This window comes from Legionella maceachernii (genome assembly GCF_900167045.1).
Lineage (GTDB): Bacteria > Pseudomonadota > Gammaproteobacteria > Legionellales > Legionellaceae > Tatlockia > Tatlockia maceachernii.
Window position 1 is genome coordinate 234,555 of record NZ_FUXJ01000006.1, and the last position, 17,153, is coordinate 251,707.

A 17,153-nucleotide genomic window follows, 5' to 3' on the forward strand; every position below is an offset into this window, starting at 1 on the left:
GTTAAGCCTAATCCTTTTGTGGACATTCTGGATAAGCCGGGGAACAAAGTATGAGATCCGATTACTTAATGCAGAGGTGGTGGAGAATAGTTATTTGCTAATAACTACTCTCAGTGCTTGGGGCTTTAAGGAAGCATGATGAAGATAAGCTTCACTGTCTTTAAGTTGCTGTTTAAAAAAGGAAATTTCCTCCTGTCGAATGGACGGATTAATATTTTGTAAAGCCTCAAGCCGATGAATTTCTTGTTGAATACTCGCTTGCATTGCTGATCTTGCTTTAGCTATTAATTCTGGAGCTTGTTCTTCAGCCATTTTATTGCCGTATTCAATCATTTTTGCAATATCATCGCGCACTTCTTTCACAATGGTTTGGGCGGTATGAAGTTTTAAGGGTTCACACATTTTGTTCAGTTGCTCATAATTTAATATTTTGGATAGGTTTTTACCCGTTACATCAACCAGGATCCGAATCGGTGTGAGAGGTAGAAACCGCTCAAGTTGGAGTTGTTTAGGCGCTACGCAATGAATGGTATGAAAAGTTTCTAGCAGCAAGGTGCCGGGCATAAGACCTTTCACCGAAATGGTACCCAGAGTGGCATTGCCTAATTCTGTTCCAAGAATCATTTCCATCGCTTCGGAAACCATCGGGTGCTCCCAGCTTAAAAATTCCATGTCTTCGCGAATCAATGCTTTGCTACGGGAGTAGGTAACCGTAACCCCATCTTCCTTTAATCCAGGGAAATGGGTGATCTTCATGTGGTCTGTGGGACGTAATATTTCACAGGATTCGGAGTGATACTCATGCTCTACACCATATTCTTGAAAAACAGAAGCCATGTAATTTTCAATGGCCAGGCAATTTTCCTCGAGTTCTATCGCATTAATGAGTTCTTCTGCCACAGGACGTTTGCACGAATTAAGTTCTAATAGGCGGTCACGGCCTTCGTGCAGAGAGCGCTCAATTTGTTCGGTATAGGCCTGAGTGTCTGCTATTAGTGTGCTTAAGGTTTCTGGATTGAGAGGGGATTCGATTAGAAGCGATAATAGTCGAGTTGAAAAGGCTTCGAAAATGGAGAATCCTGCTGAGCAGCTTTTTTCAAATGAATTGATCCCTTCGTGATACCAACGAAACAATGTTTCTTGAGCACTATCTCTTAGATAAGGGACATGAATTTCCACTTGGTGAAGTTGGCCGATACGATCGAGTCGCCCTATCCGTTGTTCAAGCCAATCAGGGTTTAGAGGCAAATCAAATAATACTAAATGATGAGCAAACTGAAAATTCCTTCCTTCACTCCCTATTTCCGAACAAATGAGAGTCTGAGCGCCATTTTCTTCATCGGAAAAATAAGCCGCTGCACGGTCCCGCTCTATAATCGATAATCCTTCATGAAAAGCCGCACTGCGGATTCCTGCATTCAATTTTAGGAAGTTTTCTAGGGCAATAGCGGTTTGTGCTTTGGCACAGATGACTAGTACCTTTTCTGGGCGGAGCGTTTTTATTTTATCAATAAGCCACGGTACACGTGGGTCATGCTTAAGCCATTCTGTTTTATCAACTGTTATTTCGGGATAAAGATTGAACTCTGCCTCTTTTGCAGTATTGTAAATCGAAGCGGGTGCTAAAGGATAATGATGTAATTTGCGTTCTGGAAAGCCATGAATTGCCGCGCGAGTATTACGAAAAAGGACTCGCCCTGTTCCATGGCGATCAATTAATTGATTAATGATCTCATGAATACTGGATGGTGCATTTTTACCGAGATATTTTTCGATTTCGGCTGCTAACTCCTCCGTTAATGTCTCCGTGCGGTTCAGCGCTTGATGAGTAATAAGGCGCTGCACTAATTTATTGAGTGTTTGATAATTTGCTTCCTCTTTTTTAAACGCATTGAAATCGTGAAACCGTGCTGGATCAAGCAGTCGCAGTCGAGCAAAATGGCTTTGAAGCCCTGCTTGTTCGGGGGTTGCTGTAAGCAACAATAAACCTTTACTTCTTGCTGCCAAATTTTCCACACAGGTATATTCGGGGCTTTGGGTTTCTTCTGACCAATGGAGACGATGCGCTTCATCAATTACTAAGAGATCCCAAGTGGTATTGAGCGCATGATGACGTGCTTCTTCATTCTTCATTAAGAAGTCCAAGCTGCACAAAACGAGCTGCTCAGTTTCAAAAAGATTTTCCCCAATCGTGTTGGTGATGACACCAAAATCGTCCTCAATATCAGTATCTTCATCAAGTCGCTTGTTATAACGATTTTCATCCAGAATTGAAAAAGTTAAATTAAAACGTCGCATCATCTCCACTAACCATTGGTAAACCAGGGTGTCAGGAACGACGATTAAAACTCGACTCGCACGACCCGTTTGCAATTGATAATGAAGAATCATCCCTGCTTCAATGGTCTTGCCTAGTCCTACTTCGTCAGCAAGAAGCACGCGAGGGGCAAAGCGTTGCGCGACTTCATGTGCAATATACACTTGATGTGCCAAATGGCTGGTGCGCGAGCCTAATAAACCTCTGGCGTTTGATTGCTGGAGTCTACTTAAATGATTAAGGGTATCAATCCTTAATTTAAATGAATTCAATTTATCAAATTGACCGCTAAAAAGCCTTTGTTGGGGAGTGGTTAACTTTATAAAGCAATCTAAGTCCAGCTCTTCGATTGTAAGTTCTTGACCTGCCTCATCAGTCCCCCTATAAACAATAATGCCTTGATCGTCCTCAACTTTAGTTACCTTAAAGGTTTGTTGGTCCAGTGTCGCAATCGTGTCGCCTTCTCTATAAATAATACGGCTTAGAGGGGCATTGTCCGCGGCATAAATGCGTTCTTCAGCGGCCGCGGGAAAACTAATTCGGATATGTCGGCCATTTATCCCCGTAATAATGCCTAAGCCCAGTTGCGATTCGGCATTACTAATCCAACGTTGACCAATAACAAATGTCATCGATAAAAATCCTTACGCGAAATTTAATTCTATGATTTACGGCTTATTTTTGCGTGCTTCAGACTCATCTTCTTTATCTTGTTTTTTTTCTTTGAATATACTTCTTTTTGTTAGCATTTGCTCGTAATCCGTGGCCATTTTACGAACCAAACTTACAGGATTAGTCTTTGGAGAATCTAAATTATCTTGAATTGACGAACCAGTAACTTCTTTTTCTGCGCTGCTAGCAAGTTGATCTCTAGCTGTTTCATGGAAAGATCTTCTATGTTGTTGAGAGATGTAGGCTTGATCACCAAGAAGTGGTTCAGGAAGTTCGCTGTCCGCTTTGATAAACGCCTTTCGTGCCTCTTCAGCAGTCACTAAAGCATCCCGTAACGCGGTTAATTTTAATATGGGTGAGGAATCAACTTGCGTTATCTTCTTCCACAAGCCCTTGGGATGGGGATGGTGCTTAAATAAGACACTGTATTTGTTTGTGTCGTCATCCAAATTGCGTTGGCTAGTTAATACTTCATTGAGAAGTTCGATTTGTTTTTCCAGCGGTGGGCATTCCTGATAATGCTTCATGTGTCTTTGGCTTAATGATAAATGCTCATCTGTCTCTTGTGCTTTTTGATAAGCTTCTGTGCGTTTAAATCGCTTTAGTTCGGCTTCTTCTAACTGCAGTGGGATTCTTGAATAAGCGGTAAGAATACCGGTTAAAGCAGAAGCTCGTTCTCCTGTTAATCCTGACCTCTCTTGATTATTGTCTCTGTATTGGACAAGTGCTTGATGAGCCTTCTCAACACGTCGTAACTGTTTTTCATAAACGCTGCGAACAGCTAATGTCCCATTTTCAAAGCGTTCAAAAGAGGTGAGGAGTTCTTCCTTATCGGATTCAGTTGTGTATATTTTATTCGATTGTTTTATTTTTTCTTTAAAATCAGTGTATGCTTTAGTGATGGTATCCCCATTGGCATACGCTAGCCTTTTCATCCAAGGTTCCGCGTGTGCAAGTCTTAAACCTAAAGGAGGGATTCGTTCAATCAAGGTCATGACGTCTTCTTGTTTAATGAAAGTGGGCAATCCATTCCAATGTTCAACAAAACTTGGAAATTCAGTCGCAATAGTCTCTAGGGTGTTGATTATTTTTTGAGAAAAATCAATACCGAAATCTTGGGTTACTTTTAAACCACTAGAAGGACCAATTGAGCTAACACGTAGCATAAGATTAGCAAAATCGTTTTCAACTTGCTTCATTTTTTCGTCAAACTGGGCGGCAAGCAATTGTTGATTTGCGTCTTTTTTCATAAATAACTCTATAATTAGAACAGATTCATTAATTATATTACAAAATTAATCTAACTGTACAATTGATTGTCGTGATGTTTATTATTTACTGTATGGAGACACAAATTAAGTGATGAAAGTCCTTCGATTTGCAGCAATTTTCATTTTGCTTTCTATAGTACCCCTCTGTGCACAGGCAAGGACCTTAAAGGTAGGGGTTTCGTTTTATGATCCGCCCTTTGTGACATTAGGCGCGAATAATCAATTTTATGGCTTCGACATTTCCCTGATGCAACATATTTGTAAAACAATAAAACATCAATGCCAATTTATTCCAATGCCTTTTAACACGCTACTCGAAGCGATTAAAACAAATCAGGTTGACCTTGCAGTTAGCTCGATAATTATTACCCCTGAGCGAGCAGCGAAATCCCAATTTTCTTCTCCTTATCTGGTGAGTAAGACGCGCTTTATTGCCTTAAAGTTACAGCAAGAAGGCCCCTTTACTATTCAATCATTAATGAACAAAAAAGTAGGTGTTTCAGACGAAGTGTTCGCTGAACAGCTCAAATCGATGGGTGTGAATTCACAAATCGTCGTATTCAAAGATGACAGTTCGTTAATACAGGGATTAAACCAACGCAAAATTGATTTCGGATTGATTGATAATCCTACAGCTATCTATTGGCAAGAGCACTCATCCGGGATGTTAGGGATTAAAGGTAAACCGATGCTCTATGGTTTAGGATTAGGAATTGCTATCAGTCAGGCAAATCTCGATTTACTTGATGAGATAAACATGGCCTTATTAGAATATCAGAGTAGTGATGATTTCATCAATGATTACCATAAATACCTTTCTCATTTTTCTCATGCTGATACGGAGGAGTTTTGACCGCTTAGTACGCGCTTCTAAAAGGATACAGAATGGAAAACAAAGGATTATTTATTGGTACTTCAGGGTGGAGTTATGCTGATTGGAGTGGATTATTTTATCCAAAAGAGGTAAAGGCCGATGATTTTTTGCCTTTTTATGCACAACATTTTGATACAGTGGAACTCAATAATAGTTTTTATAAACTACCGTCAGTAAAAAATGTAAGAAGATGGTATGAATTAACCCCTTCGAATTTTATTTTTTCCTGTAAAGCAAATCGCTACATCACCCACATGAAAAAGCTTCAAGGAATAGAAAAAAGTGTTGATAGTTTATTGACTGTTTTAAATGAGTTTCGTGAAAAATTAGGTCCCATTTTATTTCAATTCCCACCGTATTGGCATTATAACCCTGCAAGGTTGAAGAGTTTTATAGAAAATTTACCCACAAATTTTAACTACACTTTTGAATTCAGAGATAAAAGCTGGTTTTGCCAAGAAACGTATGATTTGCTCCACTCACATCAAATGTCGCTCTGCCTATACGACTATAGAGGGTATCAATCGCCCGAAATTATCACGGGAAATTTTGTTTATTTGCGTTTGCATGGTCCAAGGAAAGAAGCTTATACCGGATCTTACAAAGCACAAACATTGGCGGAATACGCTCAAAAAATCATGAAATGGCGAAAAGAAGGAAAATCAGTGTATTGCTATTTTGACAACGATACAAAGTCTTGTGCACCCAAAGACGCAATCCATCTGGAGGAGAAGGTTTCTCGTTTGCTGAAGTGAGGTTGCTTTTTCATAAAGCGAATTTTTTGCGAAGAAACAAGAAAAGCAAGATATTGCTATTTAACACATTAACCACTATATTCATGCCGCAATCACACTTCGCGAAGTTAAAAACCCCCAGTAGTCATACTTAATGATAAGGAGCGTCTGTCAATGGTTTATCGTCAGTTTTTTTGCATTTCATTGTGTCTAACATCAAATTTAACTATTGCAGGAACTATGGGCCCTGAAATTCTACCTCAAACTCACTGGGACGGCGGAGTAAATATTCAAGTAATTCAGCCTTTTTTTCAAAATAATCCGGCCTTTTATTTCCTAAACGCTCGAAGGGATTCAGTCACTGAGGCTTTTTTCCAGGTTTCGGATATTCAAAACCAAAGAGATGTTTATCATCATATGGATTTAGCCCCAGAATTTTTTTTAGGTTATACCTTTGATAATGGTATCGGATTCCATACCCGCTTTTGGTTTTATAATCAAAATACTAAGCAATCTGTGGGCACGCCTGTAACGTCTGTAACTGATTTAACTTTGTCTTTTCCCGTATCCTCTGCAGCACCTATTGGGTTGGATATCGACACTCGTGATAATAATTTACCTGACGGTATGACGGTTACCACTAAGCTCAAAACTCAAATTTGGGATGGGATTGTGAGCAAAAGTTATGATTTGAGCAGTTCAATTCTTTCTATCGGAGCTGGAGCGCGGTATGCGTATATGTCTCAAAAATATAATGCGTTTGAGAGCCAGGCGCCTGGGGCAACATTAGATATACGGATGACTCCACCTGTCCCTCAGTTCATTACCGAGCACAAGAAAACGCTTCGTTCTGGTCATAATTTTAATGGATGGGGGCCGGTAGTGCAGCTCAATGACCAAGTGTTTTTAGGACAAAGTGGATTTTCTTTAGTAGGTACTTTACGGGGTGCTGTTTTGTTTGGTCCATCCAAGCAAAATGCTTATAAAAACCTTCTCGTGCGAGGTACTCAATATGGGAATCAAATTTTAAGCGAAACTGCCTTTGTGCAACGTAGCAACCATCATCAAACTACTATAGAAATTGTCGATGTCGAGGCTGGAGTCGAGTACAGTAAAAGTTTGTTTGGTGGGGAAGTATCTGCTCAACTCTTAGGTGTTGCTCAAGAATGGTTTGGAGGTGGAAGTGCTTCAAAATCAGCAACCACCGGTGCAGGTTTTGGTTTGCCCGGTAGCGGTATGACAGGAGCACCCCAAGTTGCTGGAGTAACCAGCGAAAGCAATTTTGGGTTTCTAGGAGCGGCTTTTAAACTAGGATTCTGCTATTAAGCTTGCAACTGAGAGACGTTACCTAATCAGTTAATCTAATTTTCTCAGAGTATAGAGCAAAAAAAATGCTTATAAGCATTGGATTTGTTTTAAATGCATTGAGTTGTTGGAGATAAAGGAAGTTACTGCTCATTATATAATTTCTTTGAAATCTTCTATCCTTAATTCTAAGATGATTTAACTTTAGGAGTGAAGATGAATCAGTTAGAGCAGATTAAACAATTTTCAAAAATTGTCGTGGATACAGGGGATGTTAACTTATTAAAAAAATATTCCTCTACTGATGCGACTACTAACCCCAAACTGATTTTAGATGCTTGCCAACAGGAACAGTATAAAAAAATTTTTTTACAAACTCTCGAAGAATCAAAGTTGGATGATGGTTCCTCTTTTCCTCAGCCAATTCGGTTTGCAGCGCATTTTATTACAGAAATCGGATGTCAAATTCTTAGCTTAATTCCCGGCAGAATTTCAAGTGAATTGGATCCTCGATTATCCTTCGACACAGAAGGGACGATTCGTCGAGCAAATTATTTGATTAGCTTGTACGAAAAGAAGGGCGTGTCTCGTGAAAGGGTGTTAATAAAAATTGCCTCAACTTGGGAGGGAATTAAAGCCGCAGAAGAGTTAGAAAAAGAGGGAATCCATTGCAATTTAACTTTATTATTTTCATTAATCCAAGCTATTGCTTGCGCTCAAGCTAAAGTCAGTTTAATTTCTCCATTCATTGGCCGTTTAAACGAATATTATCAAACTAAGAAACTCGATTCTGGTTCTGATTCCCCAGGGAAAAAATTAATTCAATCCATCGTTAATCACTATTTTTTAAACGACGTCAAGACTGAAGTCATGGCAGCAAGCTTTAGGAACAAAGCACAAGTACTTTCTATAGTAGGGGTGGAGTTAATGACAGTTCCTCCCGAATTACTGGATCAGCTCATCGCGAGTGATGAGTTAGTAAGCCAACAAATTAGGCCAAATGATACGCAAATGCCGTCTCCTACTACCCAGATGAGGAGTCGAGAAGACTTTATGAGATATCTCTCTGAAGATAAACCTGCTCATGCTTTGCTCAAAGATGGTATTTTTAAATTTACCAAAGCATTTTTAAAATTAAAGCAAATTGCTTTCAATCAATCTAAATTCACTCTGCTTACTTCTGTTTTTACAGAAATGATAAGGCAGTCGATAAAAATGAAATGATTCACTGATCTTTCAACAGCAAGTATGCCCAATTTTAACGAGACCAGCCAATGTAGTTGCTATGGTTGAATAAAAGTTGAGAAAGAGATAGAGAAGAGTCTCCCGTTAAAAGATTAACAAACCCGTGCAAGGATAAAGGAGACTCTTATGAAGCGAGATTATACAAACAAAACGGTATATGTCGGAATTGCTCCCTCCTCGAATAGCCGTAAACCTTGTTTGAGATATACTCTCATCAACAAGGAGCAAAAATGGTAAGAAATGAATATACAAAAGAGTTCAAAATAAAAGCAATAGAATTGCTAGAGCAAAGCAATAAGACTTTAAGACAATCCACTATGCCTCCTTTTTGGGTGACATAATTTTGCTGCAACTCGCGATAAATGTAATTATTGATCATAATGATTAAATACTGTACAATTGCATTTATTTTGTGCACCGGAGATGTTATGATTAAGTTTGATTCTAGCCCTTATTTTTCCATTTCTACAGATAGAACCGTGAAGTGGGCTGATAATTATCTTTGTCTTCCTACAAGCCAGGGATTGCAGCTGGCAATAGATTATTATACAAATAAATATCAATGCTCCATTGAAATCCCATCTACTAAGCTTAATGATTTTGTAGAAAGTCAAGATGAGAGTACTTTTTTCGAAAATATAAGTGAGCAACTAGATAGAATTCGAAAAGAATCAGAAAATCTTCCTTCTTTTAGAAAGGGCTTTATTTTAAATGCTGATAGTACCCATGCTGTGCCATTTTTATATGTCAAAGAGGAAGGGGAAGAGGCGATTATCTATGCAAATTCTAAAGGCGTTACTCGATCTAAATGGCAAATCGATTTAATAAATGAATGTTTATCCAAGAGCGGTGATAAAATAGAAGTTTTGGGAATTGAAGAAACTCGACAAGCTGACGACCATTCATGTTTTATGGATGCTTTAATCTTTTGCAAAGACGCTACTGCAAAAACTGAAAAAGGGGAATATTATATACCTAATTTATTAGCACAGCTTAAAGGTCGCTCTACTTTAAAGGAAGGATATACAGCAGTTAAACTACCTAATGAGCTTTTAAAAACAGCACAAATTTCTTCTTTCGTTCATGGTCACCGCGAAAATAATACCCATAAAACTATTCATCAACATCACGATAAGTTAGAAAATTTATCCGATTTTAGAAAAAGAAACTCAGACTTTTTTGCAAAAATTAAAGGTAAAATTAAATTTCAATCGCCTAACTATCTACGCCAAAAAAGTTTAAAAGTGGCTGAAAAAATAGTAATTCAATTTTACATTAATCAATTGATCGAGAAATATGGGGAATCCTTTACACCCTCAGATAAAAATAGATTTATTAATTTATGCAAATCAAAATTTTCAAAGCTGGCTAATCCGAAGGATAAAGATATTTTTAAAACAGTTGTATCTTTTCAGCATCAATTAGAGGAAAAATTATCAAAAAAGGAAAACAGAAGGAGCCTAGAAACAATGAAAAACTCTGCTTTGGAAGGCTTTAGTGTAAGTCCCGACTCTAAAAAATTGGAAAAATCGACTGGATTCCCCTTTTGGAAAATAAAGGCCCCACAAAAAGTTGATGCTAAGGACACCGAAACACACACAATGAAATCATTAGAGCTAGGATGAGATGGCAACTCTAGTATGTGCCTCTCTTTATAATTGACAATCCAACTCATTGTGTATTACTGACGCGCATTTTATTTTAATTAATTATCACAGACGATAGAAGGATTTAGGGAGAATCCGTGTCTACAATTTTCACGCTCAGCTTAATAATCCAGTCTGGTAACAGGCTGGGTTTATCCGACCAACTCGCCCCTGTGCGCGGGAGGTAATTGAAAAAAAAGAAGGTGGTGTGGCTTCATTAGCTGTTAAGGTTAATGGAAAAATCCAATGAGGAGACACCCGATGAGAACGATATTGTTGTTTCATTAAAAAGCCAGTTGTAAGAGAAGATATTTATTTGAGAGTATTGTCCGCTCATCTTCCAAGTTCGTGCATCGCGTTTAAAGGCGGCTTTTATTTGATCGCGAAGGAAATGAATCCAAACAATTAGATATAATCGTTTTTCATACAAAAAACAACTCCCTATTAATAATTTCTTAATTTTATCGAGCTATAATTTCAAAAAAAACGTTATCGATTATGAGGTTAGTATGCCATTAAGTGATACTAAGAAAAAAAGCCTAGAGGGCGTAATTAATAAGTGCGCCGAATTTGAAGGGAAATACTACCTTCTCCATCTTGGTAATGTGTTAATTAATTCTAAAAAAGATCCAAGGGAACTCGATCCCATTGCTGATACTTTGATTAAGCTTATACAAGATATTAATAAACTAAAAAACAAGGATAGCAACAAAGAGCAAATAATAAAAGAAATTTCCATTAGTTATCAAAAGCTTGCAAAAGAAACAGGTACTAATGGAGTATTTTATCATTCTACCCGATTAATATTAGGCTTAGGAGGAGTTATTTTAGCTGCAATTATTGCCCCTATAGGAGCAATAATTGGTTTGACTGCAGGCACATTAAAAGATATTTGTAACTTGAATTTACCTACAGGTGCGTTTTTTGGTGGACTTGCAGGTTCATGTATAGGAGGAATGATAGGCTATCGCCTGCTTGATTCGCTAGTGGATAACGCCTTTAAAAATAAGGAAAAAAGAGCTATTTGTCATTCAGTTACAATGCTTAAAGAAACATTTGAATCTCTATTAATTCCAATGGAAATCGATTCGATAGAAGAAGCAATAAAAAAAGAAGTATTAGAAGAAAATTTTGGTGGGAACCAAGAAGGTTTTTCCTGTTTTTTACAGCAAAAGCATTCCTACCAGATTCTAGGCGCAAGAGCAAATTTTGGTCTGAGTGATAAATTGAAAGGAGTTATAGGGCACCATAGCTTTATCAAATTTGCTATTAATAATACTGGAAAAACTAAAACGATCGAATTTGGAGGCCCTTCTGATCTGGAAACTGATATATCCCAGATAGAAGCAAGAAAAACCACGGGTGCGCAGCTTATCAGAATGCTTGCTATGCACAGGCTTCTGCAACAAGAATACAGCTTATCACTTAAAAATTTACCCACTATTTTTCAGCGCTATGTTGCTGGGACTAATGATTGCCATACCTATGTGGATAAAATTCTCCAAGCAGTGGGTGAGCCTCCAAGCAAAATTACACGTTTTTTAAAGCAAGACAATGCCTTTGGTCGCGTTATAGGTAGCCTTTTTCAGTTTTTTAGTCCTGAGGCACCCAAAAAGGCGGCTGAGACTCTTTGCGATGAAGTTCTAATACTCACTCAACCTGGTAAAAAGAGTGACTAACCAAAACCAATTAAAATCGCTCCCTATTGAACGGAGTATATAACCAAAAAATGGTTAATGGCGATGTACGGGATTTACTATCCCCATTAATATTACAAGCATCGTTGTTCATGAATTGCGAACAACAAATTTTATCTTAAATACTCGTAGTAAGGCATTTTTACGAATCCAGCAATTGCTTGCGGGGTGATCGAAATGCGTACTACATGTCTTTTAAATAATCGCCGTCTATGCTCTCAAGTTTAAGTATCTTAACTTGAAATACATTCTTGATTTTCTGCAATTTGCTCGCCGAACTTAACAAAAAATATTAAGTGCATAAAGTAAATTGCATTGAGGCCACTATAAACGCAACCAATTATTTTAATCATCTACCCATTCCAGTGCAGAAAGTTTTAAGAACAGTGGGCAAGAACATTCGTGATGCGCGACGCCGTCGTCGTATAGCTATGGAGCTTATGTCTGAACGCTGCGGTTTTTCTCGCCTCACTTTATATAGGATTGAAAAAGGCGCCCCAAGCGTCTCCATGGGTGGGTATGCATCTGCTCTATTTGTTTTAGGGATGTCTGAGCATTTGACAAACGTTGCTGATGCTTCTCACGATATTGTGGGGCGTGAACTTGAAGAAGAAAGTCTCCCGAAAAGAATTAGAACGCCACACGGCAATAAAGGGGACGCAAATGAGTAGCCAACAAATTTATGTTTCGATTGAGCTTGGCAAAAAACTCATAAGGTCGGCAAGCTCTGGTTTCATTAGCGTAACGCCAGGCAAAGTGTATTCTTTGAATATGATCCAGCGAAAATGGATTGCGGCTTAAGTTGTATAAATAGTGATAATGTAATTTGTGATATCTTTTACCGAATTTCGAACTGTAATTTCGCGTATATCATCACGACCTCCTCGCAATTTTCGCCACTCATCAAGAGTATATTGCAGCAAAGGAGTGAAGGTTTTTAATCCACGACGTGCTGCTTTACGAAGGGTAGCACCTGAGTTAATCGGTGATAATTCCATTCGTTCTGCGTGAGCTTTAGCGAGACTTAATGTATCAACAACAATAACCTCACGTTGGCGGTTGCAATTTAGACGAGCATTAAGATGGCGCTCAAGACTTTGCTTACTAGCCCAGAAAAAAACTCGTGCATTGAGAAGACGCAACCAGTCAGAGGGTGTAAGATCATCCTCTAAGCATTTAGCTAAAGCGGATTCCGTGAGAGGAATATTATCATTAATCACTATTCGGCCATACTGAGCATGTTCAAGAGTAATTTCTGATGGACGGCGATGAAGTTCAATGTTTACGCGAGATGCGCCCTGAATATTATACAAATCCAAAATACAAGAAGTCGACAAAAGTCCCTTTTGTTTAATACTCTCTCCAGCTCCTGGCGCGGTAATGTGATACAAACACGGATGACGTGCAGCTAACTCTTCTGGGGTCAAGATCGCAATTCATGTAGTTTACTCGATTAGCAATTATAGACATAGAACAATCCCGACGTACACTAGGCTTACAAGTCGCATACAAATTTTTTGAATTTAGTTCAATTCTATTAAGGAGCACTCATAAATAGACTCTAATCCAGGTTAAGAGCCAACGTTAAGATTTTGTAGGTTACCGATGAAGTCCTTGATGTCAAGCAGTGCTCATGGAATTATTACAACTGATTTTTTCTCAAGCGAAACCACACGTGTTGACTAGGAGTTTGCCAATTAAGAAATAATGCTATAAAGACAAGGTTCTTTCTTCATTCATCTCTACTGCTTTTGAAATGCAGCCGTCCACGATTTCTTTTATGCGTTCTTTATAATTTTGGAGGCCATTCTGCCCATCTTTGAATATAGGTAAAGGGACGTGTTGAATTAAGTCGAATGCCTCTTTGTAATAAGGATTGGCACCGCCTACAAATCGATTTACAGTAACGAGGAGTTCGTTTGGTAATTTCGGAGCTTCTTCATAAAGGTCGCTGCTAAAGTAGCGGTACAACGGAGTGGTGTGTGGTGTGGTGGTGATTCTCTTTAGCTCTTGCTTCCATAAAATTTGGATTTCTTCCTTTGAGCACAGAACTATTTTACTTTTTAATTCCTCTGGAATTAATCGGATAATCCTCTCTCTTTTATTCTCATCGGTGCTATCAATTAAGATGCTTTGCAGATTTTCGCAGTTCATAAACACATTAACACCAATCGAGGTTACGCTCTCAGGCATACTGACTCGTCGTAGATTTGTGCATCCATCAAATGCGCAAACATGAATTGAGATTACCCCCATAGGAATAATCATTTCCTGAAGATTTATGCATTCTCCAAAAGCCTGCATACCAATCGAGGTCAGTCCATGGGATATCTTTATTTGTTCGAGGCTTGTGCATTTATGAAATGTTTGTGTATTAATCTTGGTCACAGTCTCAGGTATATTAATTTTCCTAAGATTTATGCAGCCGGCAAATGCTTGTGTACCAATTGAAGTCACACCCTTAAGAATATTCACTTCTTCCAGGAGAGAGCAGCACATAAATGCACCTTCACCAATCGAGGTCACTCTATCAGGTATAGTGACATGGCGCAGTTTTTTGTAAATAAATGCATTCTCACCAATCGAGGTCACACTTCGGGGAAAATCAAAAGAACCATCTTCTTTGATGTCACAGTGGTCAACTCTTAGTAAAGTGCTGCCATCTTCACTTAATAACATTGTTGATTACCTTATTTTTAACAAGGGTTAAATTTATTACTGGTTGAAATAGTTGAATCTCGGCTGGGGTGGTGAGCCAATTTTAAATCAAATCGCGCTTGAATATAACATTTTGTTGCCAGGATTACTCTAAATGTTATCGAAGAGTGTGCTATTTAATCGTAACGATCGGCGACATAGTTAAAACATCGCCATTTTCCCAGTACAAATTAGTCACCTATCTAATTATTTATAATAAGATTATTGCTGCCCCTACTAGCAGACACTAATCATTTTTCTTTGAATATATGAATTAATATGTTCCCTATAGGCTGAGTTCCTCAGCGGGTGGAAGAATGGAGGTTTCTTTATTAACTTGGGTACTAAAAAAAGTAAACGGTTGCAGAATATCGTCTTTGTTGTTAATTGTTAAACTAACTTGACGTGAGACTTTATCAGCCATGTTTTTATAATTACGAAGTCCATAAGTACCTAAATAACCTAAGATATCACTAGTCTTAGCTAGTTCTTCTGCAGCAAATAAATCGTTTACTCGCTTATTAGGAGGAAGTATATTTGCTAATGTTTGATCTATTTTCTTTGCTAACCCATTATTCGCGGCATAACAAATCAGTAATAGAATAGAATTGTCATTTTCTTGACAATGAGGTTCGATATCCCTGCAAACTTGCTCTAAATCATATTGATTTCCGGAACTGTCATAAAACACCTCACTATCGTTCTTTCCTTCAGCAACAATATAAATCGTAGTAGACAAAGAAGAGCTGCTATAAAACTGAAGATATTGCACTATTCTTTGATGCTCTTCACATGCCTCAGAATCTTGATCAGAATAATTATAATTAATAATAGTGTCAGCTATGCCAATTTTTTCAAATCAAAGGCATCGATAGTAGCTCCAGATTTTTCTTTTCAATTATGGGGGGTTATGGTTTTCTTTTGAGTGGACTAAAATTATAACAACATGATCTTTAAAATGTCAAAATAAGTGCATTAGTTCATTTATAGGCGGAAAAACATTGTATCTTGTAACTAAAACCTTTGGATGAAAACAGATATATGTCCACTTTGCATACTTTAAAAAAAACAACGGAGTAAGTTAATAGATAACTTATTGTTATTTATTGATAAAAGCATATATCCCAACAAATCAACCGTCTGTTTTATTAAATTATATTACAATAAGCGGATTATTTAATAGGCAAATAGCCTTGATGGAGACGTAGTCGTAATCAAGGTTTCATGTATCCGAAACCTGGGTCTTTAATCAGTTGATTTGGCATTTAGGCGAAAGAAAAACATAAGCCCATTAGAACTTGCAATAAAATAATCGTTTTTTAATAAGCCATGGCCACGAGAGTGGATTAAGGGCATTCAATCAAAAATTAAGCTTCATTTTAGACAGTTGTCTTAGATAAGCATGCAGATTATAATTGCGAGGTTTAGTAATTCTAATTACTCTTTATTAAAGGTTTTTTATGCAACGAATTAGAATTAAGAAGGTGTCATTATTTTTAGGGGTTGTTTTATTATTATTTTTAATAAATTATGTAAAATCATATTACTCTCTTAAACAACAGCACATTAAACAAAAATCAGAAGAAATTAAATTTGGTTTACTTATTCCATTGGAATCAGAAAACTCTAATAATAGTAAGGCTAAAATCTTGACTGGCAAAGCATTAGAAGCAGCAGAAGTGGAATTCAGCAAATAGCAGCTCGCAAAGCTTAATTTCCAAGATTCCAAATTTCCTTTCATAGAGTTCTGCCCTGCCTTGAAATACGAGACATATAAAAAAAATTCAATGTTAACTAGTTCCTTTGGATAATAAGTTGAGAGTGAAAAAATTAGCTTATCTTCTTCAATAAAAATTACGATACTATTTAACAATACGACAAAATTATCAGTGTTTCCATTTAATGATAAAAGGTTCAGAAAAACTCTTATTTTTTTGGCATAAATTGGGTGCTTTTAAAGATTATTTAAAATTCACTTTCTGGGCCCGATTTGAGCATTTAAAATAGATTATTAAAAAAACAGGGTAATTGTGACTTAAGCTCTTCATTATTTAATATAATCAAATAGTTATATAAATAACTATTTCGAGAACGAAATTGGCGGGAACAAATTTCATTAAAAATGTTTGTAAATCAATAAGTTGGTGGAGGCAGAGGAATTGACCCGGGACAATTTTTTGTAGGGATTGATTTTTATAGGCTTAAATTATTACTTTCTAATTTGAGGTGTAAATGGGACATTTTTGATGCTCCCTGTGTATTACCTAAATCATAATCTGTGCTCTCAAGTTAATTCTTTTAACTTGAAAAACCTTCTTGATTTTATGCAATTTGCCCTCCGAATTACAAAAAATGTTTAAATTTCTGAAGTGAATCGCATTGAGACCATTATAAACGCAATCAATTATTTTAATCATTTGGCCTCGAAGGATTAAACTATTTTATGAAAGATGTCTTTCATAAAATAGTTTAATGTATATTATTATTTCGAGATATCAAAGAAAGAGGGAATCATCGACGAGTAAGGCTATATACAGAGAAAGAGAGATATAAGTGGGAAAAAGAACACGCGAGACTTAGTTAGAGAACCGATTAGGTTCTAAAATGTCTGACGTGATTTCTGTTTGTGATAGAGAAGCCGATATTTTTGAATACATTCAGTATAAGTTAGACCATGCTCAACGTTTTATTGTTC

General features: G+C 37.3%; 15 protein-coding genes and 1 pseudogene. 10 read left to right on the forward strand and 6 right to left on the reverse strand.

What is annotated here, in order from left to right; genetic code table 11:
• Positions 1–90: 90 nt before the first annotated feature.
• Together rapA and B5D33_RS06905 are read right to left on the reverse strand one after the other, a co-directional pair.
• Entirely contained in the window at positions 91–2,949 is a 2,859-nt protein-coding gene (rapA, locus tag B5D33_RS06900) for an RNA polymerase-associated protein RapA (protein WP_058453759.1), read from the reverse strand.
• A gap of 36 nt (positions 2,950–2,985) precedes the next feature.
• Positions 2,986–4,239, reverse strand: a complete 1,254-nt coding sequence (locus B5D33_RS06905; protein ID WP_058453760.1) for a hypothetical protein — start codon at positions 4,237–4,239, stop codon at positions 2,986–2,988.
• Positions 4,240–4,351: 112 nt separating this feature from the next.
• On the opposite strand from B5D33_RS06905, the gene B5D33_RS06910 reads away from it, so the two are divergent.
• The 5 genes from B5D33_RS06910 (at position 4,352) to B5D33_RS06930 (ending at position 10,043) form a co-directional block, all read left to right on the forward strand.
• A complete protein-coding gene (locus B5D33_RS06910) occupies positions 4,352–5,113 on the forward strand; it encodes a transporter substrate-binding domain-containing protein (RefSeq protein WP_058453761.1) in 762 nt (253 codons plus the stop codon).
• A gap of 32 nt (positions 5,114–5,145) precedes the next feature.
• Complete coding sequence (locus B5D33_RS06915) at positions 5,146–5,889, forward strand: DUF72 domain-containing protein (RefSeq protein WP_058453762.1); 744 nt, start codon at positions 5,146–5,148, stop codon at positions 5,887–5,889.
• 153 nt (positions 5,890–6,042) lie between these two features.
• Positions 6,043–7,194 carry an Lpg1974 family pore-forming outer membrane protein gene (locus B5D33_RS06920; protein ID WP_234802476.1) on the forward strand — a complete coding sequence of 384 codons (1,152 nt, stop codon included), beginning with the start codon at positions 6,043–6,045 and terminating at the stop codon, positions 7,192–7,194.
• A gap of 195 nt (positions 7,195–7,389) precedes the next feature.
• Positions 7,390–8,397 carry a transaldolase family protein gene (locus tag B5D33_RS06925; protein ID WP_058453763.1) on the forward strand — a complete coding sequence of 336 codons (1,008 nt, stop codon included), beginning with the start codon at positions 7,390–7,392 and terminating at the stop codon, positions 8,395–8,397.
• Positions 8,398–8,846: 449 nt separating this feature from the next.
• The gene (locus B5D33_RS06930) at positions 8,847–10,043 is read left to right on the forward strand and encodes a hypothetical protein (protein ID WP_058453764.1); all 1,197 of its coding nucleotides are present in this window, start codon (positions 8,847–8,849) and stop codon (positions 10,041–10,043) included.
• A 138-nt stretch (positions 10,044–10,181) separates the two neighbouring features.
• Here B5D33_RS06930 and B5D33_RS16590 read toward each other — a convergent pair whose 3' ends face one another.
• The gene (locus B5D33_RS16590) at positions 10,182–10,349 is read right to left on the reverse strand and encodes a hypothetical protein (RefSeq protein ID WP_156415036.1); all 168 of its coding nucleotides are present in this window, start codon (positions 10,347–10,349) and stop codon (positions 10,182–10,184) included.
• 224 nt (positions 10,350–10,573) lie between these two features.
• Here B5D33_RS16590 and B5D33_RS06935 point away from each other — a divergent pair, with 224 nt between their 5' ends.
• The 3 genes from B5D33_RS06935 (at position 10,574) to B5D33_RS16595 (ending at position 12,562) form a co-directional block, all read left to right on the forward strand.
• The gene (locus B5D33_RS06935; protein ID WP_058453765.1) at positions 10,574–11,743 is read left to right on the forward strand and encodes a hypothetical protein; all 1,170 of its coding nucleotides are present in this window, start codon (positions 10,574–10,576) and stop codon (positions 11,741–11,743) included.
• Between the two features lie 314 nt (positions 11,744–12,057).
• A complete protein-coding gene (locus B5D33_RS06940) occupies positions 12,058–12,432 on the forward strand; it encodes a hypothetical protein (RefSeq protein WP_234802477.1) in 375 nt (124 codons plus the stop codon).
• On the forward strand, positions 12,425–12,562 hold the full coding sequence (locus B5D33_RS16595) for a hypothetical protein (RefSeq protein ID WP_156415037.1): 138 nt from the start codon (positions 12,425–12,427) through the stop codon (positions 12,560–12,562). The genes B5D33_RS06940 and B5D33_RS16595 overlap by 8 nt, the downstream gene beginning before the upstream one ends.
• Here the strand turns inward: B5D33_RS16595 and B5D33_RS06945 are convergent.
• The 3 genes from B5D33_RS06945 to B5D33_RS06955 all read right to left on the reverse strand — a co-directional run bounded on the left by B5D33_RS06945 (position 12,559) and on the right by B5D33_RS06955 (position 15,197).
• Positions 12,559–13,188: a DUF7002 family protein gene (locus tag B5D33_RS06945; protein ID WP_058453766.1), complete on the reverse strand. Its 630-nt coding sequence runs from the start codon at positions 13,186–13,188 to the stop codon at positions 12,559–12,561. The two genes, B5D33_RS16595 and B5D33_RS06945, sit on opposite strands and share 4 nt — an antisense overlap.
• Before the next feature lie 283 nt (positions 13,189–13,471).
• The gene (locus B5D33_RS06950; protein ID WP_058453767.1) at positions 13,472–14,440 is read right to left on the reverse strand and encodes a leucine-rich repeat domain-containing protein; all 969 of its coding nucleotides are present in this window, start codon (positions 14,438–14,440) and stop codon (positions 13,472–13,474) included.
• Between the two features lie 304 nt (positions 14,441–14,744).
• Positions 14,745–15,197, reverse strand: coding sequence for a hypothetical protein (locus tag B5D33_RS06955; protein WP_115304829.1), 453 nt, complete (start codon positions 15,195–15,197; stop codon positions 14,745–14,747).
• 721 nt (positions 15,198–15,918) lie between these two features.
• Here B5D33_RS06955 and B5D33_RS06960 point away from each other — a divergent pair.
• Together B5D33_RS06960 and B5D33_RS06965 are read left to right on the forward strand one after the other, a co-directional pair.
• On the forward strand, positions 15,919–16,155 hold the full coding sequence (locus tag B5D33_RS06960) for a hypothetical protein (protein WP_058453769.1): 237 nt from the start codon (positions 15,919–15,921) through the stop codon (positions 16,153–16,155).
• Between the two features lie 791 nt (positions 16,156–16,946).
• A pseudogene (locus B5D33_RS06965) lies at positions 16,947–17,153 on the forward strand (IS4 family transposase); the annotation flags it as partial.

Coding starts and splice junctions, on each gene's coding strand:
- rapA (WP_058453759.1), bottom strand. CDS start 2,949: ATGACATTTGTTATTGGTCAACGTTGGATTAGTAATGCCGAATCGCAA.
- B5D33_RS06905 (WP_058453760.1), bottom strand. CDS start 4,239: ATGAAAAAAGACGCAAATCAACAATTGCTTGCCGCCCAGTTTGACGAA.
- B5D33_RS06910 (WP_058453761.1), top strand. CDS start 4,352: ATGAAAGTCCTTCGATTTGCAGCAATTTTCATTTTGCTTTCTATAGTA.
- B5D33_RS06915 (WP_058453762.1), top strand. CDS start 5,146: ATGGAAAACAAAGGATTATTTATTGGTACTTCAGGGTGGAGTTATGCT.
- B5D33_RS06920 (WP_234802476.1), top strand. CDS start 6,043: ATGGTTTATCGTCAGTTTTTTTGCATTTCATTGTGTCTAACATCAAAT.
- B5D33_RS06925 (WP_058453763.1), top strand. CDS start 7,390: ATGAATCAGTTAGAGCAGATTAAACAATTTTCAAAAATTGTCGTGGAT.
- B5D33_RS06930 (WP_058453764.1), top strand. CDS start 8,847: ATGATTAAGTTTGATTCTAGCCCTTATTTTTCCATTTCTACAGATAGA.
- B5D33_RS16590 (WP_156415036.1), bottom strand. CDS start 10,349: ATGAAACAACAATATCGTTCTCATCGGGTGTCTCCTCATTGGATTTTT.
- B5D33_RS06935 (WP_058453765.1), top strand. CDS start 10,574: ATGCCATTAAGTGATACTAAGAAAAAAAGCCTAGAGGGCGTAATTAAT.
- B5D33_RS16595 (WP_156415037.1), top strand. CDS start 12,425: ATGAGTAGCCAACAAATTTATGTTTCGATTGAGCTTGGCAAAAAACTC.
- B5D33_RS06950 (WP_058453767.1), bottom strand. CDS start 14,440: ATGTTATTAAGTGAAGATGGCAGCACTTTACTAAGAGTTGACCACTGT.
- B5D33_RS06960 (WP_058453769.1), top strand. CDS start 15,919: ATGCAACGAATTAGAATTAAGAAGGTGTCATTATTTTTAGGGGTTGTT.